A 16458-nucleotide genomic window follows, 5' to 3' on the forward strand; every position below is an offset into this window, starting at 1 on the left:
TCCCGGGCTGTCCCCGGCTACTGCCCACGCAGGCGCACCGCAAAGTACCGCGCCGGGGAAAGGCCAAGCGCTTTCTTGAACATCGTGATGAAGGCCGTCACCGACTCATAGCCCAGCGTCTCGGAAACGCGTTGTACGGGTGCACCGGCGGCGAGTTCCCGAATGGCGATGAGCAGGTGCAGTTGCTGCCGCCAGCGCCCGAAGGACAGTCCCGTTTCCCGTTCGATGAGGCGGGTCAACGTGCGCTCGCCCAGGGCCAGGCGCACGGCCCACTGGCCGATGGTGCTGCGGTCTGCCGGATCCGCCGACAGCGCCGCAGCCAGCGCACGCACCTTCGGGTGATGGCTGACCGGCAGCGACAGATGCTCAGCCGGCATCTGTACCAGCTCGTCCAGCAACACCCGCGCCAGCCGGTCGGTGTGGCTGCCATGCGGATAGTCCAGCGGCGCGTCGGCCAGGTGCAGGATCATCTCGCGCAGCATCGGCGAGATGGCCAGCGTCACGCACTGCGCCGGCAGGTCGACGATGCCGGGCTCGACGAACAGGTAGCACAGGCGCGCGTTGGCGGTGGCGCGGTTGCTGTGCGGCATGCCGCCCGGAATCCAGACGCCACACTGGGGCGGCACGATCCACAGCGCATTGGCCACTTCGCAGGTCACCGCCCCATGCAGCGCAAGAATGAGCTGACCCTTTCGATGCTCATGCACCGGAATTTCCGCGTCGTGCTCGGCCACCTGCAGGCGGCTGGCAACCGCCGGGCGATCGGTCTCGTCCGGGTCCAGGTCAAAGCCGGGGAGCGAAATGCGAGCCATTCTCACATTGACCGGTTTTAGCGATTGGTTGTCATTGTAGCGAAATTCGCCAGTGCGGCCGATCACTAGCATGAGCCGCATGCACTCCTCCAGCCCGCTCCGCCCCCACCTGCTCCAGGCATTTGCGCGGTTTAAAAGCCCTGCCCTCAGGACCGACCAGGAGGCGGTGCTGTTCTCGCTCAAATGCCTGCTCGCCGCGTCGCTGGGGCTCTATGTCTCTCTAAGGGTCGGCCTGAACCGCCCGTTCTGGGTGATCGGCACGGTCTATCTGGTATCACAGCCTCTTTCCGGGGCAACGCTCAGCCGCGGCCTGTTCCGCCTGCTCGGTACCGTGGGCGGGGCCGTCGCCACCGTCGCGCTGGTGCCACGCTTCGCCAATGCGCCCTTGGTGCTGAGCGCCGCGCTCGCCACCTGGATGGCGCTGTGCCTGTACCTGGCGATGCTCGACCGCACGCCACGTGCGTACGCGTTCCTGCTGGCCGGCTATACCACCAGCCTGATCGGGTTTCCTGCGGTGATGGTGCCGGGAGAGGTGTTCACCATTGCCATCACGCGGGTGCAGGAAATCGCCATCGGCATCCTGGCCGCCACGCTGGTACATGGGTTGGTGCTGCCGCGCCGGGTTTCGATGCGCGTGCACGCACGGGTTGCTGCCGTGCTGGAAGATGCGGAACGATGGACACGCGACATGCGCGCCAGTGCATCGGACACGGTGCTGGCGACGGACCGCTCGAAAGTGGCCGCCGACCTGCTCGAGCTGCATGTGCTGTCGATCCACCTGCCCTTCGACAGCGCCCACGGCGTGGCCCAGGTGCAGATCCTGCGTGCCCTGCATGACCGGATGCTGGACGTACTGATGCTGTCCAGCGCGGTGGAAGATTCCATCGCTCGGCTGCGTTCACCGCAGGCCGGCACAATGGATGCAAGCGGCTGGCGCGATCTGCTGCAGGCCAGCCTCGCCGCGCAACAGGCCGAGCTCGACCTCGCCCACGCCGACTGCCGCGTGCTGCAGGCACAACTGCACACTGCCCGCCCCGACTGGCGCCTGCATGTGCCTGACCGTCTTGCGCGGAATGTGCAGGGCGCAGTGATTCACCGGGATCACAGGAACGCCGCGCGCAGCGCACTGGGGGCGTTCGTCGGCATCCTGCTGAGCTGCGTGCTGTGGATCATCACGGGCTGGTCGGACGGCGCCACGGCGGTGTCCATCATCGGCACAGCGTGCGTGCTGTTCGGCACGATCGAAGCGCCGGCACCGCATGTCATGCGCTACCTGGTGGGATCTTGCATCGGCGTTGCCGTCGGCCTGCTCTACGGTCTGCTGATCTTCCCCGCGCTGTCCGATTTCGTCGGCCTGATGGCCGCGCTGGCGCCTGCGCTGCTGCTATGCGGATCGTTCCTGGCCCGGCCGCCCTTCATCATGGCTGCGCTGGGCGTGGTGCTGACGTTTCCGCTCATCGCCGGCCTGGGCGCGACCAATTCGACCAACATCGCCGGCGCGCTCAACAACAGCGTTGCGTTGTTCATCGGTACGACGGTGGCACTGTGCAGCATGCAGCTGTTCCAGACCGCCGATGCGGGCCGCAACCGCGCACGGCTGGAGCGTTCGATCCGTCGGGATATCGCACGACATGCCGCCGAACAAGGTGGCGTGACCCGCGCCTGGCTCAGCCGCATGCTGGATCGAATCGGGCTGCTCGCTCCCAGGTTGCAGGGCCGTTCCAGTGCCGCACACGATCTGCGGGAATTGTTTGCGGACGTTCGTGCGGCACGTGCATCCAGCCAACTCCGCGCGCTGGAAAGGCGGCTGCACAACCCGCAGGTTCGGGCGCTTCATGCGGCGCTGGTCGAACGCATCGCCGCACATTTCAGGATCCGCGGCCATGCGCCACGCAGTGTCGATGCCCATCTTCTGGAACTGCTCGACCGCATGCGCGAGGCCGCAGTGGCCAGCAGCGGGGGTGATCGTGAGCATCTGTCGCACCTGCTCTGCGGATTGCGCCGCGACCTGCTGGCGCCTGCTCTCACTCATCGGCACTGACCTCATGCTTTCTGATCTTTCCATTGATGGCGTGCTGATCCCCGGCCTGCTCGCCGTGGCCGCCGCCGCGCTGGCGCTGTCGATGCTGACCTCGCGCCTGCTCGCCAGCCTCGGCCTGTACCGGCTGTTCGCCGCGCGGCCCTTGGTGGGCCTGTCCCTGTTCGTGATCCTGGCGGAGCTGATGATCCGGCTCTCGCCCCTGCTCGAGAAATGAAATGAAACACCTGCTTGCCGTCATCGGGCGCTGGAGCGCTACGCTGGTTGTATTCGCGATTGCTGTCGTCGCCGCACTGTCCATCTGGAAGCGTTACGAAATGCGCCCGTGGACGCGGGATGGGCGGGTGCGCGCCGATGTGGTGCGCGTTGCATCGGACATGGGGGGGCTGGTCACCCAGGTGCTGGTGCACGACAACCAGCGGGTCAGCGCCGGACAGCTGCTTCTGGTGCTGGATCAACCGCGCTTCGCTGCCGCGCTTGAGAAGGCCGATGCAGCGGTCAGCAGCGCTCGCGCCACGCTGGCGCTGGCCCGCCGCGAATCGACACGGGACAACGCACTTGGCAACCTGGTCGCCTCGGAGACACGCGAACGCAATGCCGCCAAGGTCGATACCGAGTTGGCAGCGCTGGCGCAGGCACGGGCCGAACAGCGCGTCGCCCAGCTCAACGTGCAACGCACCGAGGTGCGCGCAACCACCGACGGCATCGTCACCAACCTGGACCTGCACGCGGGCGACTACCTGCAACCCGGTGCGCAGGCACTGGCGCTGATCGACACCCACAGCCTGCGTATCGAAGGCTACTTCGAGGAAACCAAACTGACCTGCATCACCGAGGGCGATGCCGCCGTGGCCCGGCTGATGGGCGACACCCGCGATGTCCGCGGACACGTTGACAGCATCGCCGCCGGCATTGCCGACGATCAGCGCTCAAGCACGCACAACCTGCTGCCGGCCGTGGCGCCGACCTATACCTGGGTGAGGCTGGCACAGCGCATCCCGGTACGCATCCGTATCGATGATGCGTCGCCGGATACCCGGCTGATCGTAGGTCGCACTGCGAGTGTGACCATCACCCCCTCGGCGCAGGGAGCCTGCAAGTGAGCGTGCGGACAGTACGTGGCGGGCTGCTTGCCCTGCTGCTGCCGATGACGGCCTGCGTGTCCGGCCCCGACTATCACCTGCCGGCGAGCGCTGTCGCAGCCTCCCCACGGGCGGCGCGGGCGTTCGTCTCGGGCCAGGAGGCATCGTTCAGCCACGACGCGCCACCGGATCGATGGTGGCAACTGTATGGCGACCCCCAGCTTGACGCCTACGTACGCGAAGCACTGGCGGCCAATACCGACCTGCGCGCCGCCGATGCCAACCTTCGGCGCGCCAGCGCGACCGTGCTGGAGTACCGCGCGCGCGGTGCCGTACAAGGGGACGTGGATGCATCGGGCACGCTCACCCATGCCGGTGGCTACACCCAGGCGTCGGCCGCACCGCAATCCTATGCGCTGGGCCTCCACCTCTCCTATCCGCTGGATCTCGCAGGCGGCATCCGCCGCGGCATCGAAGCCGCCAACGCGGACACGGAGGCTGTCGCTGCGGCACGCGACCAGGTCCGCGTGGTCGTCGCTGCGGCCGTCACCCGTGCCTATCTCCAGGTGTGCACAAGCAATCACACGCTCACTGCAACCCGGCAGGTGCTGGCGATACAGCGCGCTACGCTGGAGGCAACCCGACGCCTTGCTGCCGGCGGGCGCGGAACGGACTTCGATGTCAGCCGTGCCGGTGCAGCCGTCAATCGCAGCGCGGCGGCGATACCGCACCTGCTGGCGGAACGGCAGGCCTCACTGTTCGAACTGGCCGCACTGATGGGCAAAGTCCCGGCAGACTATCCCAGGGAAGCAGAAGGGTGCCCACAGCCCCCTGAGCTGCAGCAAGCATTGCCGATCGGTGACGGCTGGCAGCTGCTCCAGCGGCGCCCTGACGTACGCGCAGCCGAACGCAGCCTGGCCGCCGCGACTGCAATGATCGGTGTCGAGACGGCGGCTCTCTATCCGCAGATCACCCTGGGCGCCTCTTCGGGCGTCGCCGGCACACCGGCGCATCTGCTGTCGGCCGACGGCTTCGGTGCGAGCATCGGCCCCGTGCTGTCATGGCACTGGCCCAACCACCGCGCGGCGAAGGCCCGCATCGCAGCGGCCGGTGCCAATGCGGAGACCGCTCTCGCTTCCTTTGACGGCATCGTGCTGCAGGCACTGCGCCAGACCGAGACCGCGCTTTCTGCCTGCACGCAGGAGCTTGAACGCGAGCGCAGCCTAGCGCACGCGCGTCGGGACGCAGCCCGGGCCACCGAACAGGCACAGCACCTCTACCGCTTCGGCAGGATCGATTTTCTAGACGTGCTTTCGGCCCAGGCGGAGCTGGCAGATGCGGAGTCCGCATTGGCCGCCTCGCGCGCGGAACGCATTGACCGGCAGATGGATCTTTTCGTGTCGTTGGGCGGAGGCTGGGCTGCAACGGATTCGGCCCCGGGCGGGGTCCAATGACCCGTTGTCTGGCAACGACTGCAGGCCGCGCCGTCTGTTCAGGAAATTACCGCCTACACCCGCATTCATTCACATGGATTGCCCTATATTCCCGCCACAGCGCCGCATGCTGCGGCCATGACGGAGGCATCCCCATGAAGACCACACGTTTGCTTGCCATCGCATTGAGCGCAGCCACCGCGTTGGCCGCGGCCCCCGCCTTCGCCGATCCGCCGCACCACGCCCGAGGCAACGGCCCGCCGCCGCACGCAGGCGGCCCGCACCACCGCGACGCGCCGCCGCCGGGCTGGCAGAAGAAGGCCTGGCGACGTGGCGAGCGCCTGCCGTGGGCCGAAGTGGACCGCCGCTATTGGGTAGACGATTACGCGCGCTATGACCTGCGCGAACCGGGCCGCGACCGGCGCTGGGTGCGCCAGTCCGATAACGAGTATCTGCTGGTGGAGATCGCCACCGGCTTGATTGTTGACGCGCTGCATCGTTGAATGCGGAGCGCGCCGGGGCCCTGTAGCCGTGGCCCTGGCGCGCTCCCACCACACTGCGGCCGACATGAATGATGCGAACCACCGGATTCCAGAGCGCGTTTCTCATTGTTGGCCTCATCGCAGGCCAGCCGGCCCACGCTAGCCAGCAGCCATCAGCGGCGGATGTAAAAGCGATCGAACAGGTGGTCGAATCGTTCCGTACTTCGCTGATCAACAAGGACAAGCCGACCTACATGGGCCTGTTCTTCTCGGACAAACCAGAAGACATCGGCTGGCAGTTCGTTTCCGAAGACGTGCGCCTGCAGGAGATCCGCAAGGCCAAGCCCGATGCAATCAAGGCGCGGCAGATTCCTGCAAACAACTTCATCGCGCTGATCGACGGGGCGGTGGCCTCGCCGAAGCCGAAGGAGGAGAAGTTCTACAACACGAAGATCGAGACGGATGGTGATGTGGCTTCGGTCTCGTTTGACTACAGCTTCCACGACGATGGGGTGAAGACCAACTGGGGCAAGGAAATGTGGCAGCTGATCCGCACCGAGCAGGGCTGGAAGATCTTCTCGGTGATCTACTCGGTCCGCGATTCACGCAGCCCGGCCGATTGAGCAGGGCTTGATGCGGGCGCCCTCACCCGCGATCCATTCAGCAAGGGCATTGGCATTCGGCCAGCGATCGGGCAGAGTTCGGCCACGCGCAAGGACGCATGCCATGACCCGCCTGCTGATCATCGAAGACAACCCCGAGCTGGTTGCCAACCTGTATGCCTTCTTTGAACCGCTGGGTTACGTACTGGACGACGCCCGCGACGGCGCCAGCGGCCTGCGCCGGGCCACGCAGCACGACTACGACGCCATCCTGCTGGACCTGATGCTGCCGCGGCTGGACGGCATGACGCTGTGCCAGAAGCTGCGCCAGGAGTTCCAGAACCCGGTGCCGATCCTGATGCTGACCGCGCGCGATCCGGTCGAAGACCGCGTGCAGGGCCTGGCACTGGGCGCGGATGACTACCTGGTCAAACCGTTCTCGCTGACGGAACTGGATGCGCGGATCAAGGCCCTGGTACGACGGGCGCAGGGTCGCCAGGTCCAGAGCGTGCTGGCGTGGAAGGACCTGCAGGTGGACACGCGCTCGCCGCAAGCCTGGCGGCAAGGCCGCTGCATTGCGCTGACGCCCACGTCGCACAAGCTGCTGATGTGCCTGGTGCGTGCGGCGCCGGCCGTGGTGCGCAAGCAGGAAATGGAATACCTGGTCTGGGGCGACGAGCCACCCGACAGCGGCGCGCTGCGAACCCACATCCATGAGCTGCGCCTGCAGGTGGACCGCAGCTTCGACACCGCGCTGATCACCACGGTGCACAGCGTCGGCTGGCGCATGCAGGCGTGACCCGTGCCTCCCTCTACCGCCGCCTGAGCCTGCGCACCCGCATCACGATCTCGTTCGTGCTGTTGATGGCCGGTGCCATGGGCTTCATCGTACTGGCCGAACAGGTGGACTACGACCAGGTCCGGGCCGCTGTCGTCGCGCGGACCCAGGACAGTGAAGTACGCCGCCTGCAGGACGAACTCGCCCGTGGTCGGCGTCCCGACCTGCCCTCCGGCAGCGCACTGTTCGATGCCCAGGACGTGCCTGTCGTGCTGCGCCAATATGGCCCGGGATATCACGGCGAAGCAGCACCCAACGAGTGGCACCTGCGCGTGTTCGACAGTGCCGGCCAACGTTACTACCTGCTGCAGGACGCAGCCCCCTATGGCTATCTGGAATACCTGATCAATGCCTTTGCGGCACTGGTCATTTCGATCTGCGTGCTTGGCGCCTTCCTGATCGGTCGCAAGGTAGCGACCCACGTCATCGCGCCCATCACACGATTGGCCGATGCGGTGCAGGACGGCCACAAGCCCTTTCCCTACCAGGACGCACGCGATGAGATCGGCGTGCTCGCGCGCGCCTTTGCCCGCCATAGTGACGAGCTCGAACGGTTCCTGCATCGCGAACAGTGCTTCAGCGGCGATGCCAGCCACGAGCTGCGCACGCCCTTGGCCATCATCGGTGGTGCTGCCGAGACGCTGGCCTGCCAGCTTCCGGCCGACAGCCACCTGGTTCCCAGTGCCGAGCGCATCCTGCGCACCACCCAGGAGATGCAGCGCCAGCTGACCTGCCTGCTGCTGCTCTCTCGCGCCCCCAGCACCGTGCCACGCAACGAGGTGGCCCTGCGTGCGCTGGTCGAATGCTGCATGGATCGCTGCCAGCCCTGGCTTTCCGGCAAGCCGGTGATCGTTGCGTTTGATGCCCTGCATGACACCGTGCTGCACACCAACGCGGATCTTGCGCGCAGCGTGATCTGGAACCTTCTGCGCAACGCCTGCCAGTACACCGAAAGCGGCGAAGTCCGGATCACCCTCCACGACGCCGCACTCATCGTCGCCGACACGGGGACCGGCCTGCCCTCCAGTATCGATCCACAGCTGTTCCAGCGCTTCGTGCCCGATAGCGTGCACAGCGGCGAGGGGCTGGGGTTGTCGATCGTGCAGCGCATCGTCGAGCACCTGGGTTGGAGGATGACGGTGCATTCATCGCAGCAGGGATGCCGGTTCAGCCTGGAGTGGCCTCTCTGACGATTTCCTGACGCACGCGTGCACATGCTGGGGATTGCTCACTTCACGGCGGAAACCGCATGCAGCACCCCAAGGACAGCGGCAAGTACCCGCACGGGAAGACCGGCCTGAGCCGCATCTTCCACACCCTCATCCATTCGCGCGATGGATTCGTCGCCACCTTCCGCGGCGAGGCAGCCTTTCGTCAGCTGCTGCTTCTGCACGCGCTGTTGATCATTGCAGCGTTCGTACTGGACATCAGCGCGGTCGAGCGCGCGATAGTGCTTGCGGTCTGCTTCATCAGCCTGCTGGTGGAACTGCTCAACTCGGCGATCGAAGCGGTGGTTGATCGCATCTCCCTGGAACAGCATCCACTGTCAAAGAACGCCAAGGATATGGGCAGCGCCGCGCAGACCACCGCACTGTTGATGGTGGGCGCGGTGTGGGGCGTGATCCTGCTTGGCTAGTCCGCCCAACCTGACAACTTCCTGATAAAGCGGTTTCGATACTGCGCGCACTCCCGCTCCACGGAACCTGCTCGTGCGTCAATGCCGCCGTTTTCCACGGCCCCATCCGATCGTTCTGGCCTGGGCCGTCGCACTGTTCTTCACCACGATTGGAAACATCGCCCTCTGGAAGACGCTGTGGGGGCTGGTCGACCTCAACAGCGTGCGCAGCGTGCTGTTCCTGGCCAGCCTGCCGGTGGTGCTGTTCTGCCTGTTCAACCTGTTGCTGACGCCACTGCTGGCACTGCCGTTCCTGCGCAGGCCGCTGCTGGTGCTGCTCGTTGTCGTCAGCGCCGCCTGCAGCTACTTCATGCTGCACTACAACGTGCTGATCGATCGCAGCATGGTGCAGAACGTGTTCGAGACCAACCAGGCCGAACTGAACGCCTATCTGTCGCTGCCACTACTGTTGACCCTGCTGGCGCTGGGCGTGCTGCCTGCTGCCGGGCTCGCCCTGGTGCGCACCACCAGCGGGGCCGGCTCGATACGTTCGCTGCTGGTGTGGCCGGCCAGCGCTCTGGCGTCATTGCTGGTACTGCTGGCAATCGGCTTCGCGTTCTACAAGGACTACTCCTCGCTGCTGCGCAACAACCGCTATCTCCGTGACCAGGTGCTGCCGTTGAATGTCGTGCGCCATACCCACGGTTATCTGAAAGGCCTCTACAGCGCCCGCCAGCAACCCTTGCGCCCGATCGGCATGGACGCACGGCGCGTACCGGGCCCGCGTCCGAAGCTTGTGGTCATGGTCGTCGGCGAGACCGCGCGATCACAGAACTTCCAGCTCAACGGCTACCCACGCGCGACCAATCCCCGGCTATCGCGCAAGGAAGGCGTCATCAGCTTCAGTGATGTTTCCTCATGCGGAACCGCAACGGCGATCTCGGTGCCGTGCATGTTCTCGCAGATGACCCGCCGCCAGTATGACGATGTACGCGCAGCGACCGAGGAGAACGTGCTCGACATCCTGCAGCGCACGGGCATCAGCGTGCTCTGGCGCAACAACAACAACGGTGGCTGCAAAGGCGTGTGCGAACGCGTGCCGACCGAGGACATGCCCGCGCTGAAGGTGGCCGGCCAATGTGTCAATGCCGACGGCACCTGCTATGACGAGGTGCTGCTGCATCAGCTCGGTACACGCATTGACGCCATGAACGGTGACGCCCTGGTCGTGCTGCACCAGCTTGGCAGCCACGGCCCGACCTACTTCGAACGCTACCCGGCACAGTCGCGGGCATTCAGTCCGACCTGCGACAGCAACCAGATCCAGCAGTGCAGCAACGAGGCGCTGGTCAACACCTATGACAACACCCTGGTCCACACCGACCGCATGCTTGGCAGGACCATCGACCTGCTGCAGGGCTATTCGGACCGGCGTGATGTCGCGCTGATCTATGTGTCCGACCATGGCGAGTCGCTCGGCGAACGTGGCATGTACCTTCACGGCACGCCTTACTTCATCGCGCCGCGCGAGCAGACCCAGGTGCCGATGGTGATGTGGTTCCCACCGGAATTCAGCCGCAACGCGGGCGTGGACCTGGCCTGCCTGCGCGGGAATGCCCTGCACCGGGCGCACAGCCACGACAATGTCTTCCACTCACTGCTGGGCCTGTTCGGGGTCAACACCACGGTGTACCAGCCCGATCTGGATGTCTTCGCCGGATGCCGCGCGTCGGCTTCGCCGGCTGTGGCCACCTCGCCAGCCAAAGAACGGCGCCGGTTGATGCCGGTCGCTGCCCGCAACGTGGCGCGTTACTGCGCCGCCAGGGCGAAATCCAGGCCCGCACACACCGCCGCCACCTGGGCGTCGTTGCACTCCTGCGGGTTGGTGCGCGGGCTGTCCGGGTAGACCTCGGTGGTGGTGGCAAAGCGCGCGTCGGTGAAGCCGGCGCAGGCGCCGATCGACCGCGACTCACCCCACACCACGCCCGGTGACTGCAGCGGCAGGCCGACCAGGTTGCCCTCGGCGTCGGCCGGGGCGATATGGGTGACTGGCGCGACCGCAGCGATCAGGGCCTTCTGGAACTCGGCCTGCGGGTCTTCGCTGTTGCCGATCACGTAGAAGCCATCCGGAATGGTGTCGCGCTCGAACGGCTTGCCGTCGCGGGCGCAGCGCGCCGGATCGAACTCGTGCAGGTCGCTGTCGGTGGTCTCGTGCAGGTCCAGGTGCACCAGCAGGTTCGGTTTGCGCTCGGCCACCCAGGCCATCAGCGCGGCCGCTTCCTCGATCTGGCCGCCGTCACGGAAGCTGCGGTTGGGGTCGATGGCATCCGGGTTCCAGCGCTGGATGCGCTCGTAGCCCCACGGGCTGACGCACGGTGCCACGATCAGGTTCAGCCGGCCCAGGTAACGCTCAGCCTGCTGTTCCAGGAACTGCAGGGCGCCATGCACGCCGCTGGTTTCGTAGCCATGCACGCCACCGGTGATCAGTGCGGTCGGCAGCGCCGGGTTCCAGTCGTGGTTGACCACGGCGAACAGCGGGTAATGGTCCGGCGCATAGTCCAGCTGGCCGTACTGGATCACATCGAAGCTGTCGTCCAGGCGCTCGAGCGCGGCCACCACGTCATCGTGGTAGCTGCGCTGGCGCTGCTGGCGGGCCCGCCACTGTGCGCGTTCCGCGTCGCCCCAGGGCTGTCCGGGGGTGCCGATCGGGTAGAACTGCGCAACAGTCATTGGGTACTCCAGGGGTCGAACGGATGGGTGCAGCCGGACATTCTAAGCCTTGTCGCGCCTGCGGGCGCCCCCGCCCGGCCCCGCCTTCATCCAGGCCGGGTCATCTGGTTGTAAAATCAACGGTTTTTGGCCCCTCACCCCTTGATGGCGAACGCAGCGCAGCCGGTCCTGGGTGGACCGGAGTTCCTCCGCCTGCTCGCCCGTCTCAGCGACGGCGCGATGCCGGCCAGCAGTCCCGCCCTGACCGATCGCCTCGGCCAGTGGGTGGACTGGAGCCGTGCCGTGGCCCTGTCCGGGGCGCTCGGCGGACGCCTGCCCGAGCCCGGTGAAGCCGCCGAAGCCGTCGAGGATGTGCTGGCCGACTGCGTCCAGGCGCACGCCAGCCTGCTGGCCTCGATCAGTGAGGACGCCGAGGCCGAGCGCCTGCTGGATCTGGCCGAAGCTGCCGCTGCACCCAACTTCGCCTCGCTGCGCCAGCGCTACCGGGTACTGCAGCAGGCCATCCAGACCGCCACCGGGCGCTTGCGCGGCCGCCTGCGCGACCAGCTGGTGCAGGTTTCGCCCGAGCTGGCGCGGCTGGCCGAGGTCGATGCGGTGATGGAACAGACCCTCACCCCGCGCGAGCACAGCCTGCTGGCCACTGCGCCGGCCGTGCTCGGTGCCCGTTTTGAACGCGTGCACGGCCAGCCCGGCTGGCGCGCGGCCTTCCGCCATGACATGCGCACCCTGCTGCTCGCCGAGCTGCAGCTGCGCTTCCACCCGATCGAAGGGCTGCAAGACGCCCTGCGCTCCCACTGACCGGAACACCATGTCCAGAACTGCTTTCCATGTCGTTGTTTTCCTTGTCGGCCTGCTGGCCGTGTGCTGGATCGGCATTGGCTACGTTTCGGTGCATCCGCTGGGTGCAGCGGTGGCGGCGATCATCGCGGCCTGCTACATCGCCGGTGGCGTGGAGCTGTACCGCTACCGCCAGGCCAGCAACGGCCTGCGCAGCGCACTGAACGACCTGTCCAGCGCGAAGGAGAGCCTCGCTCCCTGGCTGGAGCGCGTGCCCGCAGGCCTGCGCAACGCCGTGCGCCTGCGCGTGGAAGGCGAGCGTACCGCCCTGCCCGCTCCGGTGCTGACCCCTTACCTGGTCGGCCTGCTGGTGCTGCTGGGCATGCTCGGCACCCTCCTGGGCATGATGGACACGCTGCGTGGCACCGGACTGGCCCTGCAGAGCGCGACCGACATGGCCGCGATCCGCGGCTCGCTGGCCTCGCCGGTGCAGGGTCTGGCGGTGGCATTCGGCACCTCGATCGCCGGTGTGGCCAGCTCGGCCATGCTCGGTCTGCTGGCCGCGCTGCTGCGTCGTGACCGCCTGCAGGCCGTGCAGCAGCTGGACCGCGCCATCTCCGGCGACCTGCATCCGTACTCGCAGGCCTGGCAGCGCGCCGAGTCGCTGCGCCTGCTGCAGGCACAGTCCGCGGCGCTGCCGGCGCTGGTCGACCGCCTGCAGGAGATGACCAGCACCTTTGAACAGCACAGTGCGGCCGCCAATGAGCGCCTGCTGGCCGGCCAGGCCGAGTTCCTGACCCAGAGCCAGGCGCTGCAGGAACGCCTGGCGGTCTCGCTGCAGCAGTCGCTGCGCGAAGGGGCTGAAGCCAGCGCCGCCGCCATCGGTGGCGCGCTGCAGCCGATGGCCGAGACCACCCTGGCTGGCCTGGCCCATCACGGCGAAGCACTGCATGCCCGCGTCGAGCAGGCCGTGCAGCAGCAGCTGGCCGGCCTGAGCGACGGTTTTGAGCGCAGCCGCGTCGCCACCGAGGCCAGCTGGGCCAAGGTGGTGAGTGAACAGACCCAGGCACAGCAGGCACTGGTGAGCGACCTGCGCCAGCACCTGCAGGCCTTCAGCGATGGCCAGGCCACGCATGCCGAAGCGCTGGTCACACGTATCGGCGAGCGCCTGCAGGCCGATGCACAGGACAATGCGGAGGCCTTGCGTGCTGCCGCCGAACAGCAGCAGGCCCTGAACAGCGCGCTGGTCGAGCGCCAGCAGCAGGCGTTGATCGCCGCCAGCGAGCATCTGGACGCGCGTGCGCAGGCGCTGCTGCAGGCACTGGAGCAGCAGCACAGCGCCAGCCAGTCGCTGCTGCAGGACCACGAACAGCAGCGTTTGCAGGATTGGCAGGCCGCGCAGGCCGCCGCTGCCACCGCGCACACCGAACTGCAGGCCAGCCTGGACAGCCGCGAGCAGCAACGCCAGGCGCGCTGGGACGCGGTCAGCGCCGAGTTGCAGCAGGCCCACGCCGCCCTGCAGGCGCAGCTGCAGGCCGGCGACGAACAGCGCCTGCAGCGCTGGAGCGATGCTCTGCAGCACGTTTCCACCGAGCTGGCCGAGCGCCTGCAGGCCAATGGCGAACGCCTGGCCGCGCAGCAGCAGCGCGTCTGCGACACGCTGGCGGAGACCGCACAGCAGATCGGCGAGAACGGTCGCGCACAGGCCAGCGCCACGCTGGCCGAAGTGTCCACCCTGCTGCAGACCGCCGCCGCCGCGCCCAAGGCCGCTGCCGACGTCATCAACGAGCTGCGCAGTACGCTGTCCGAGAGCCTGGTGCGTGACAACGCGATGCTGGAGGAACGCGGACGCCTGCTGGCCACCGTGCAGACCCTGCTGGATGCGATCAACCACGCCTCGCACGAACAGCGCACCGCTGTGGACGCACTGGTCGGTGGCTCGGCCGAGCTGCTGGAACGCGTCGGCAACCGCTTCACCGACCATATCGCCGCCGAGACCGGCAAGCTGGATGGCATTGCCGCAGCGCTCCACGGCAGCGCGGGCGACGTCGGACAGCTGGCCAGCAGCTTCGGCGAAGCGGTCGCGCAGTTCGGCAGCGCCTCCACCGAGCTGTCCGGCCGCCTGGAACAGATCGGCGGCGCACTGGATGCCTCGCTGGCCCGCAGCGATGAGCAGCTGGCCTACTACGTGGCGCAGGCGCGCGAGGTGGTCGACCTCAGCCTGCTGTCGCAGAAGCAGGTGATGGAAGAACTGCAGCAGCTGGCCACGCGCCGCGGCAAGGCCGGTAGCGCATGAGCGACGAGCTGGAGGTCGATGGCGGTTCGCACGCCCCGATCTGGGCCGCCTTCGGCGACCTGATGTCGGTGCTGCTGGGCGCGTTCGTGCTGATACTGGTCGGTGTGGTCGCGGTGCAGCTGGAGCTGTCGCAGCGGCTGGACCAGGAAGTGAAGCAGCGCCAGGCCGAAGCCAAGCGCCTGCAGACCCTCGAACAGGCGCTGGCGGGCCCGTTGGCCGCCGGTCGCGTGACGCTGGTGGATGGCCGCATCGGCATCAGCGGCAGCGTGCTGTTCGCGCTGAACTCCGACCAGCTGCAGCCGGAAGGCCAGGAGCTGCTGCGCAGCCTGGCCGCACCGCTGGCCGCCTATCTGGGCAGCCGCGAAGAGATCCTGATGGTCAGCGGCTTCACCGATGACGCACCGGTGCGCGAAGGCAACCGGCGTTTCGCCGACAACTGGGAGCTGTCCGCGCAGCGCTCGCTGACCGTAACCCGCACCCTGATCGCCGATGGCGTACCGGCTGACGCCGTGTTCGCCGCCGCGTTCGGCAGCGAGCAGCCGGTCAGTTCCAATGCCAATGAGGAAGGCCGCGCACGCAACCGCCGCGTGGAGATCGCGCCGATTCCCAAGCCCAAGGCCCCGGATGCCAAGTAAGCTTTCAGCGCTCGAAGGCCTGCGCGCACTGGTGCGCGACCTCGATGCGGGGTCGCGCTCGCTGCCGCATTACCCGCAGGTGCCGATGCTGCAGCAGGTGCAGCGCGAGTGGTCGGAGCTGCGCAGCGAACTGCAGGTGCGCCGCTCACTGCGCACCGAGGCCCCGGCCGACGGCGGCCCGCTGAACTCGGCGGTGCTGGTGCAGCGCATGCTGGACACGATGCAGGCCACCAGTCCCGGCTACCTGCGGCACTTCATCGACTATGTGGATACGTTGTCGTGGCTGCAGGCGCTGCAGGACGGCGCCGCCAGCGGCGCAGATACCGCGAAGCTGAAGCGGACACGCAAGCCGCGCTGAACATTCACTGGTAGTGCCGGCCGCTGGCCGGCATCAAACCGGACCGACCACGGCCGAAGCGCGCGCAAGCGGCGCTGAACAGCGAATGGCCGTGCTGAACATTGACTGGTAGTGCCGGCCGCTGGCCGGCATCACAACCAGACCGACCATGCATACGGATACTCGCCAATCTGCCCAGCAAGACCGGCGCGCACCGGATTCCCCAGGATGTACAGCGCTTGCTGCGCCAGCGACTCCTCGGCCCTCACGGCATGATCAAAGTAGCCAGACTGCCAGACCGTACATCGACGCCCCACCAGGCGATTCAGGGCGAGCGCGCTCGACGATTTCATCCGGCGCGCGATGTCGGGAAGGTGAGCTGCGCGCAGCTCGAACATCCAGTGGACGTGATCCGGCATGACGACCCATGCGTGTGACTGTACGAGCCCGCGCTGTTCGATGTAGTGGAACTGGTCGATTACACATGCTGCTGCAGCTTCGCTTTCAAAGAGCCGGCGGCGCTGGTGTGTCGTGGTTGTCAGAACGTAGGACTGGCCGATGATCGAGTGACGGCCCAGGCGGAGGCGATGGCTGCTCATGCGCCATGGTGGGTCGATCATTGCGCGTTGGCTGTCGGGCCATGCCTCGATGGAGGTTGGGAGATGTCTGAAGTTGAATGAGGTTGCCGGCCAGCGGCCGGCACTACCGGAGCTGTGGGTTGCCGGCCAGCGGCCGGCACTACCGGGGCCATGGATTGCCGGCCAGCAGCCGGCACTACCGG

At 67.0% G+C, this 16458-nt stretch carries 17 protein-coding genes; 14 read left to right on the top strand and 3 right to left on the bottom strand.

Annotation, left to right across the window (positions count from 1 at the left end; translation table 11 throughout):
- Positions 1–17: 17 nt before the first annotated feature.
- On the bottom strand, positions 18–812 hold the full coding sequence (locus tag Q9Q79_RS11720) for a helix-turn-helix transcriptional regulator (protein ID WP_014647399.1): 795 nt from the start codon (positions 810–812) through the stop codon (positions 18–20).
- Positions 813–891: 79 nt separating this feature from the next.
- Here Q9Q79_RS11720 and Q9Q79_RS11725 point away from each other — a divergent pair, with 79 nt between their 5' ends.
- From Q9Q79_RS11725 to eptA, 10 genes are all read left to right on the top strand, one after another.
- The gene (locus Q9Q79_RS11725) at positions 892–2853 is read left to right on the top strand and encodes an FUSC family protein (RefSeq protein ID WP_234035326.1); all 1962 of its coding nucleotides are present in this window, start codon (positions 892–894) and stop codon (positions 2851–2853) included.
- A 4-nt stretch (positions 2854–2857) separates the two neighbouring features.
- Entirely contained in the window at positions 2858–3067 is a 210-nt protein-coding gene (locus tag Q9Q79_RS11730; protein WP_049471367.1) for a DUF1656 domain-containing protein, read from the top strand.
- Between the two features lies 1 nt (position 3068).
- Positions 3069–3953: a biotin/lipoyl-binding protein gene (locus tag Q9Q79_RS11735; RefSeq protein ID WP_065183849.1), complete on the top strand. Its 885-nt coding sequence runs from the start codon at positions 3069–3071 to the stop codon at positions 3951–3953.
- On the top strand, positions 3950–5386 hold the full coding sequence (locus tag Q9Q79_RS11740) for an efflux transporter outer membrane subunit (RefSeq protein ID WP_065183848.1): 1437 nt from the start codon (positions 3950–3952) through the stop codon (positions 5384–5386). Before Q9Q79_RS11735 ends, Q9Q79_RS11740 begins: the two co-directional genes overlap by 4 nt.
- A 134-nt stretch (positions 5387–5520) precedes the next feature.
- Positions 5521–5868 (top strand): RcnB family protein, encoded by a 348-nt coding sequence (locus tag Q9Q79_RS11745; RefSeq protein WP_005409930.1) that lies wholly within the window; start codon positions 5521–5523, stop codon positions 5866–5868.
- Between the two features lie 71 nt (positions 5869–5939).
- The gene (locus Q9Q79_RS11750) at positions 5940–6470 is read left to right on the top strand and encodes a nuclear transport factor 2 family protein (RefSeq protein ID WP_111189322.1); all 531 of its coding nucleotides are present in this window, start codon (positions 5940–5942) and stop codon (positions 6468–6470) included.
- A 103-nt stretch (positions 6471–6573) separates the two neighbouring features.
- On the top strand, positions 6574–7248 hold the full coding sequence (locus Q9Q79_RS11755; protein WP_032962486.1) for a response regulator transcription factor: 675 nt from the start codon (positions 6574–6576) through the stop codon (positions 7246–7248).
- A complete protein-coding gene (locus Q9Q79_RS11760; protein WP_201862428.1) occupies positions 7245–8477 on the top strand; it encodes a HAMP domain-containing sensor histidine kinase in 1233 nt (410 codons plus the stop codon). The genes Q9Q79_RS11755 and Q9Q79_RS11760 overlap by 4 nt, the downstream gene beginning before the upstream one ends.
- 59 nt (positions 8478–8536) lie before the next feature.
- Positions 8537–8923 (top strand): diacylglycerol kinase, encoded by a 387-nt coding sequence (locus Q9Q79_RS11765; RefSeq protein ID WP_005409934.1) that lies wholly within the window; start codon positions 8537–8539, stop codon positions 8921–8923.
- 73 nt (positions 8924–8996) lie between these two features.
- Positions 8997–10808, top strand: a complete 1812-nt coding sequence (gene eptA / locus Q9Q79_RS11770) for a phosphoethanolamine transferase EptA (RefSeq protein ID WP_185695270.1) — start codon at positions 8997–8999, stop codon at positions 10806–10808.
- On the opposite strand, the gene Q9Q79_RS11775 is transcribed toward eptA, so the two are convergent.
- Positions 10712–11632 (bottom strand): M14 family metallocarboxypeptidase, encoded by a 921-nt coding sequence (locus Q9Q79_RS11775; protein WP_005409936.1) that lies wholly within the window; start codon positions 11630–11632, stop codon positions 10712–10714. The genes eptA and Q9Q79_RS11775 overlap by 97 nt on opposite strands.
- 144 nt (positions 11633–11776) lie before the next feature.
- Between Q9Q79_RS11775 and Q9Q79_RS11780 the strand changes: the two genes are divergently transcribed.
- From Q9Q79_RS11780 to Q9Q79_RS11795, 4 genes are read left to right on the top strand one after another with little or no spacing between them, the layout of a single operon-like run.
- The gene (locus Q9Q79_RS11780) at positions 11777–12430 is read left to right on the top strand and encodes a DUF3348 family protein (RefSeq protein ID WP_099498053.1); all 654 of its coding nucleotides are present in this window, start codon (positions 11777–11779) and stop codon (positions 12428–12430) included.
- Between the two features lie 10 nt (positions 12431–12440).
- Entirely contained in the window at positions 12441–14705 is a 2265-nt protein-coding gene (locus tag Q9Q79_RS11785) for a DUF802 domain-containing protein (RefSeq protein ID WP_201862426.1), read from the top strand.
- Positions 14702–15340, top strand: coding sequence for an OmpA family protein (locus Q9Q79_RS11790; RefSeq protein ID WP_005409939.1), 639 nt, complete (start codon positions 14702–14704; stop codon positions 15338–15340). The genes Q9Q79_RS11785 and Q9Q79_RS11790 overlap by 4 nt, the downstream gene beginning before the upstream one ends.
- Positions 15264–15698, top strand: coding sequence for a DUF2894 domain-containing protein (locus tag Q9Q79_RS11795; protein WP_329751669.1), 435 nt, complete (start codon positions 15264–15266; stop codon positions 15696–15698). Before Q9Q79_RS11790 ends, Q9Q79_RS11795 begins: the two co-directional genes overlap by 77 nt.
- Positions 15699–15829: 131 nt before the next feature.
- Here the strand turns inward: Q9Q79_RS11795 and Q9Q79_RS11800 are convergent, their stop codons facing one another.
- Entirely contained in the window at positions 15830–16276 is a 447-nt protein-coding gene (locus Q9Q79_RS11800; RefSeq protein WP_024958589.1) for a transposase, read from the bottom strand.
- Positions 16277–16458 lie beyond the last annotated feature (182 nt).

Source organism: Stenotrophomonas sp. a6 (assembly GCF_030913325.1).
Classification (GTDB): Bacteria; Pseudomonadota; Gammaproteobacteria; order Xanthomonadales; family Xanthomonadaceae; genus Stenotrophomonas; species Stenotrophomonas maltophilia.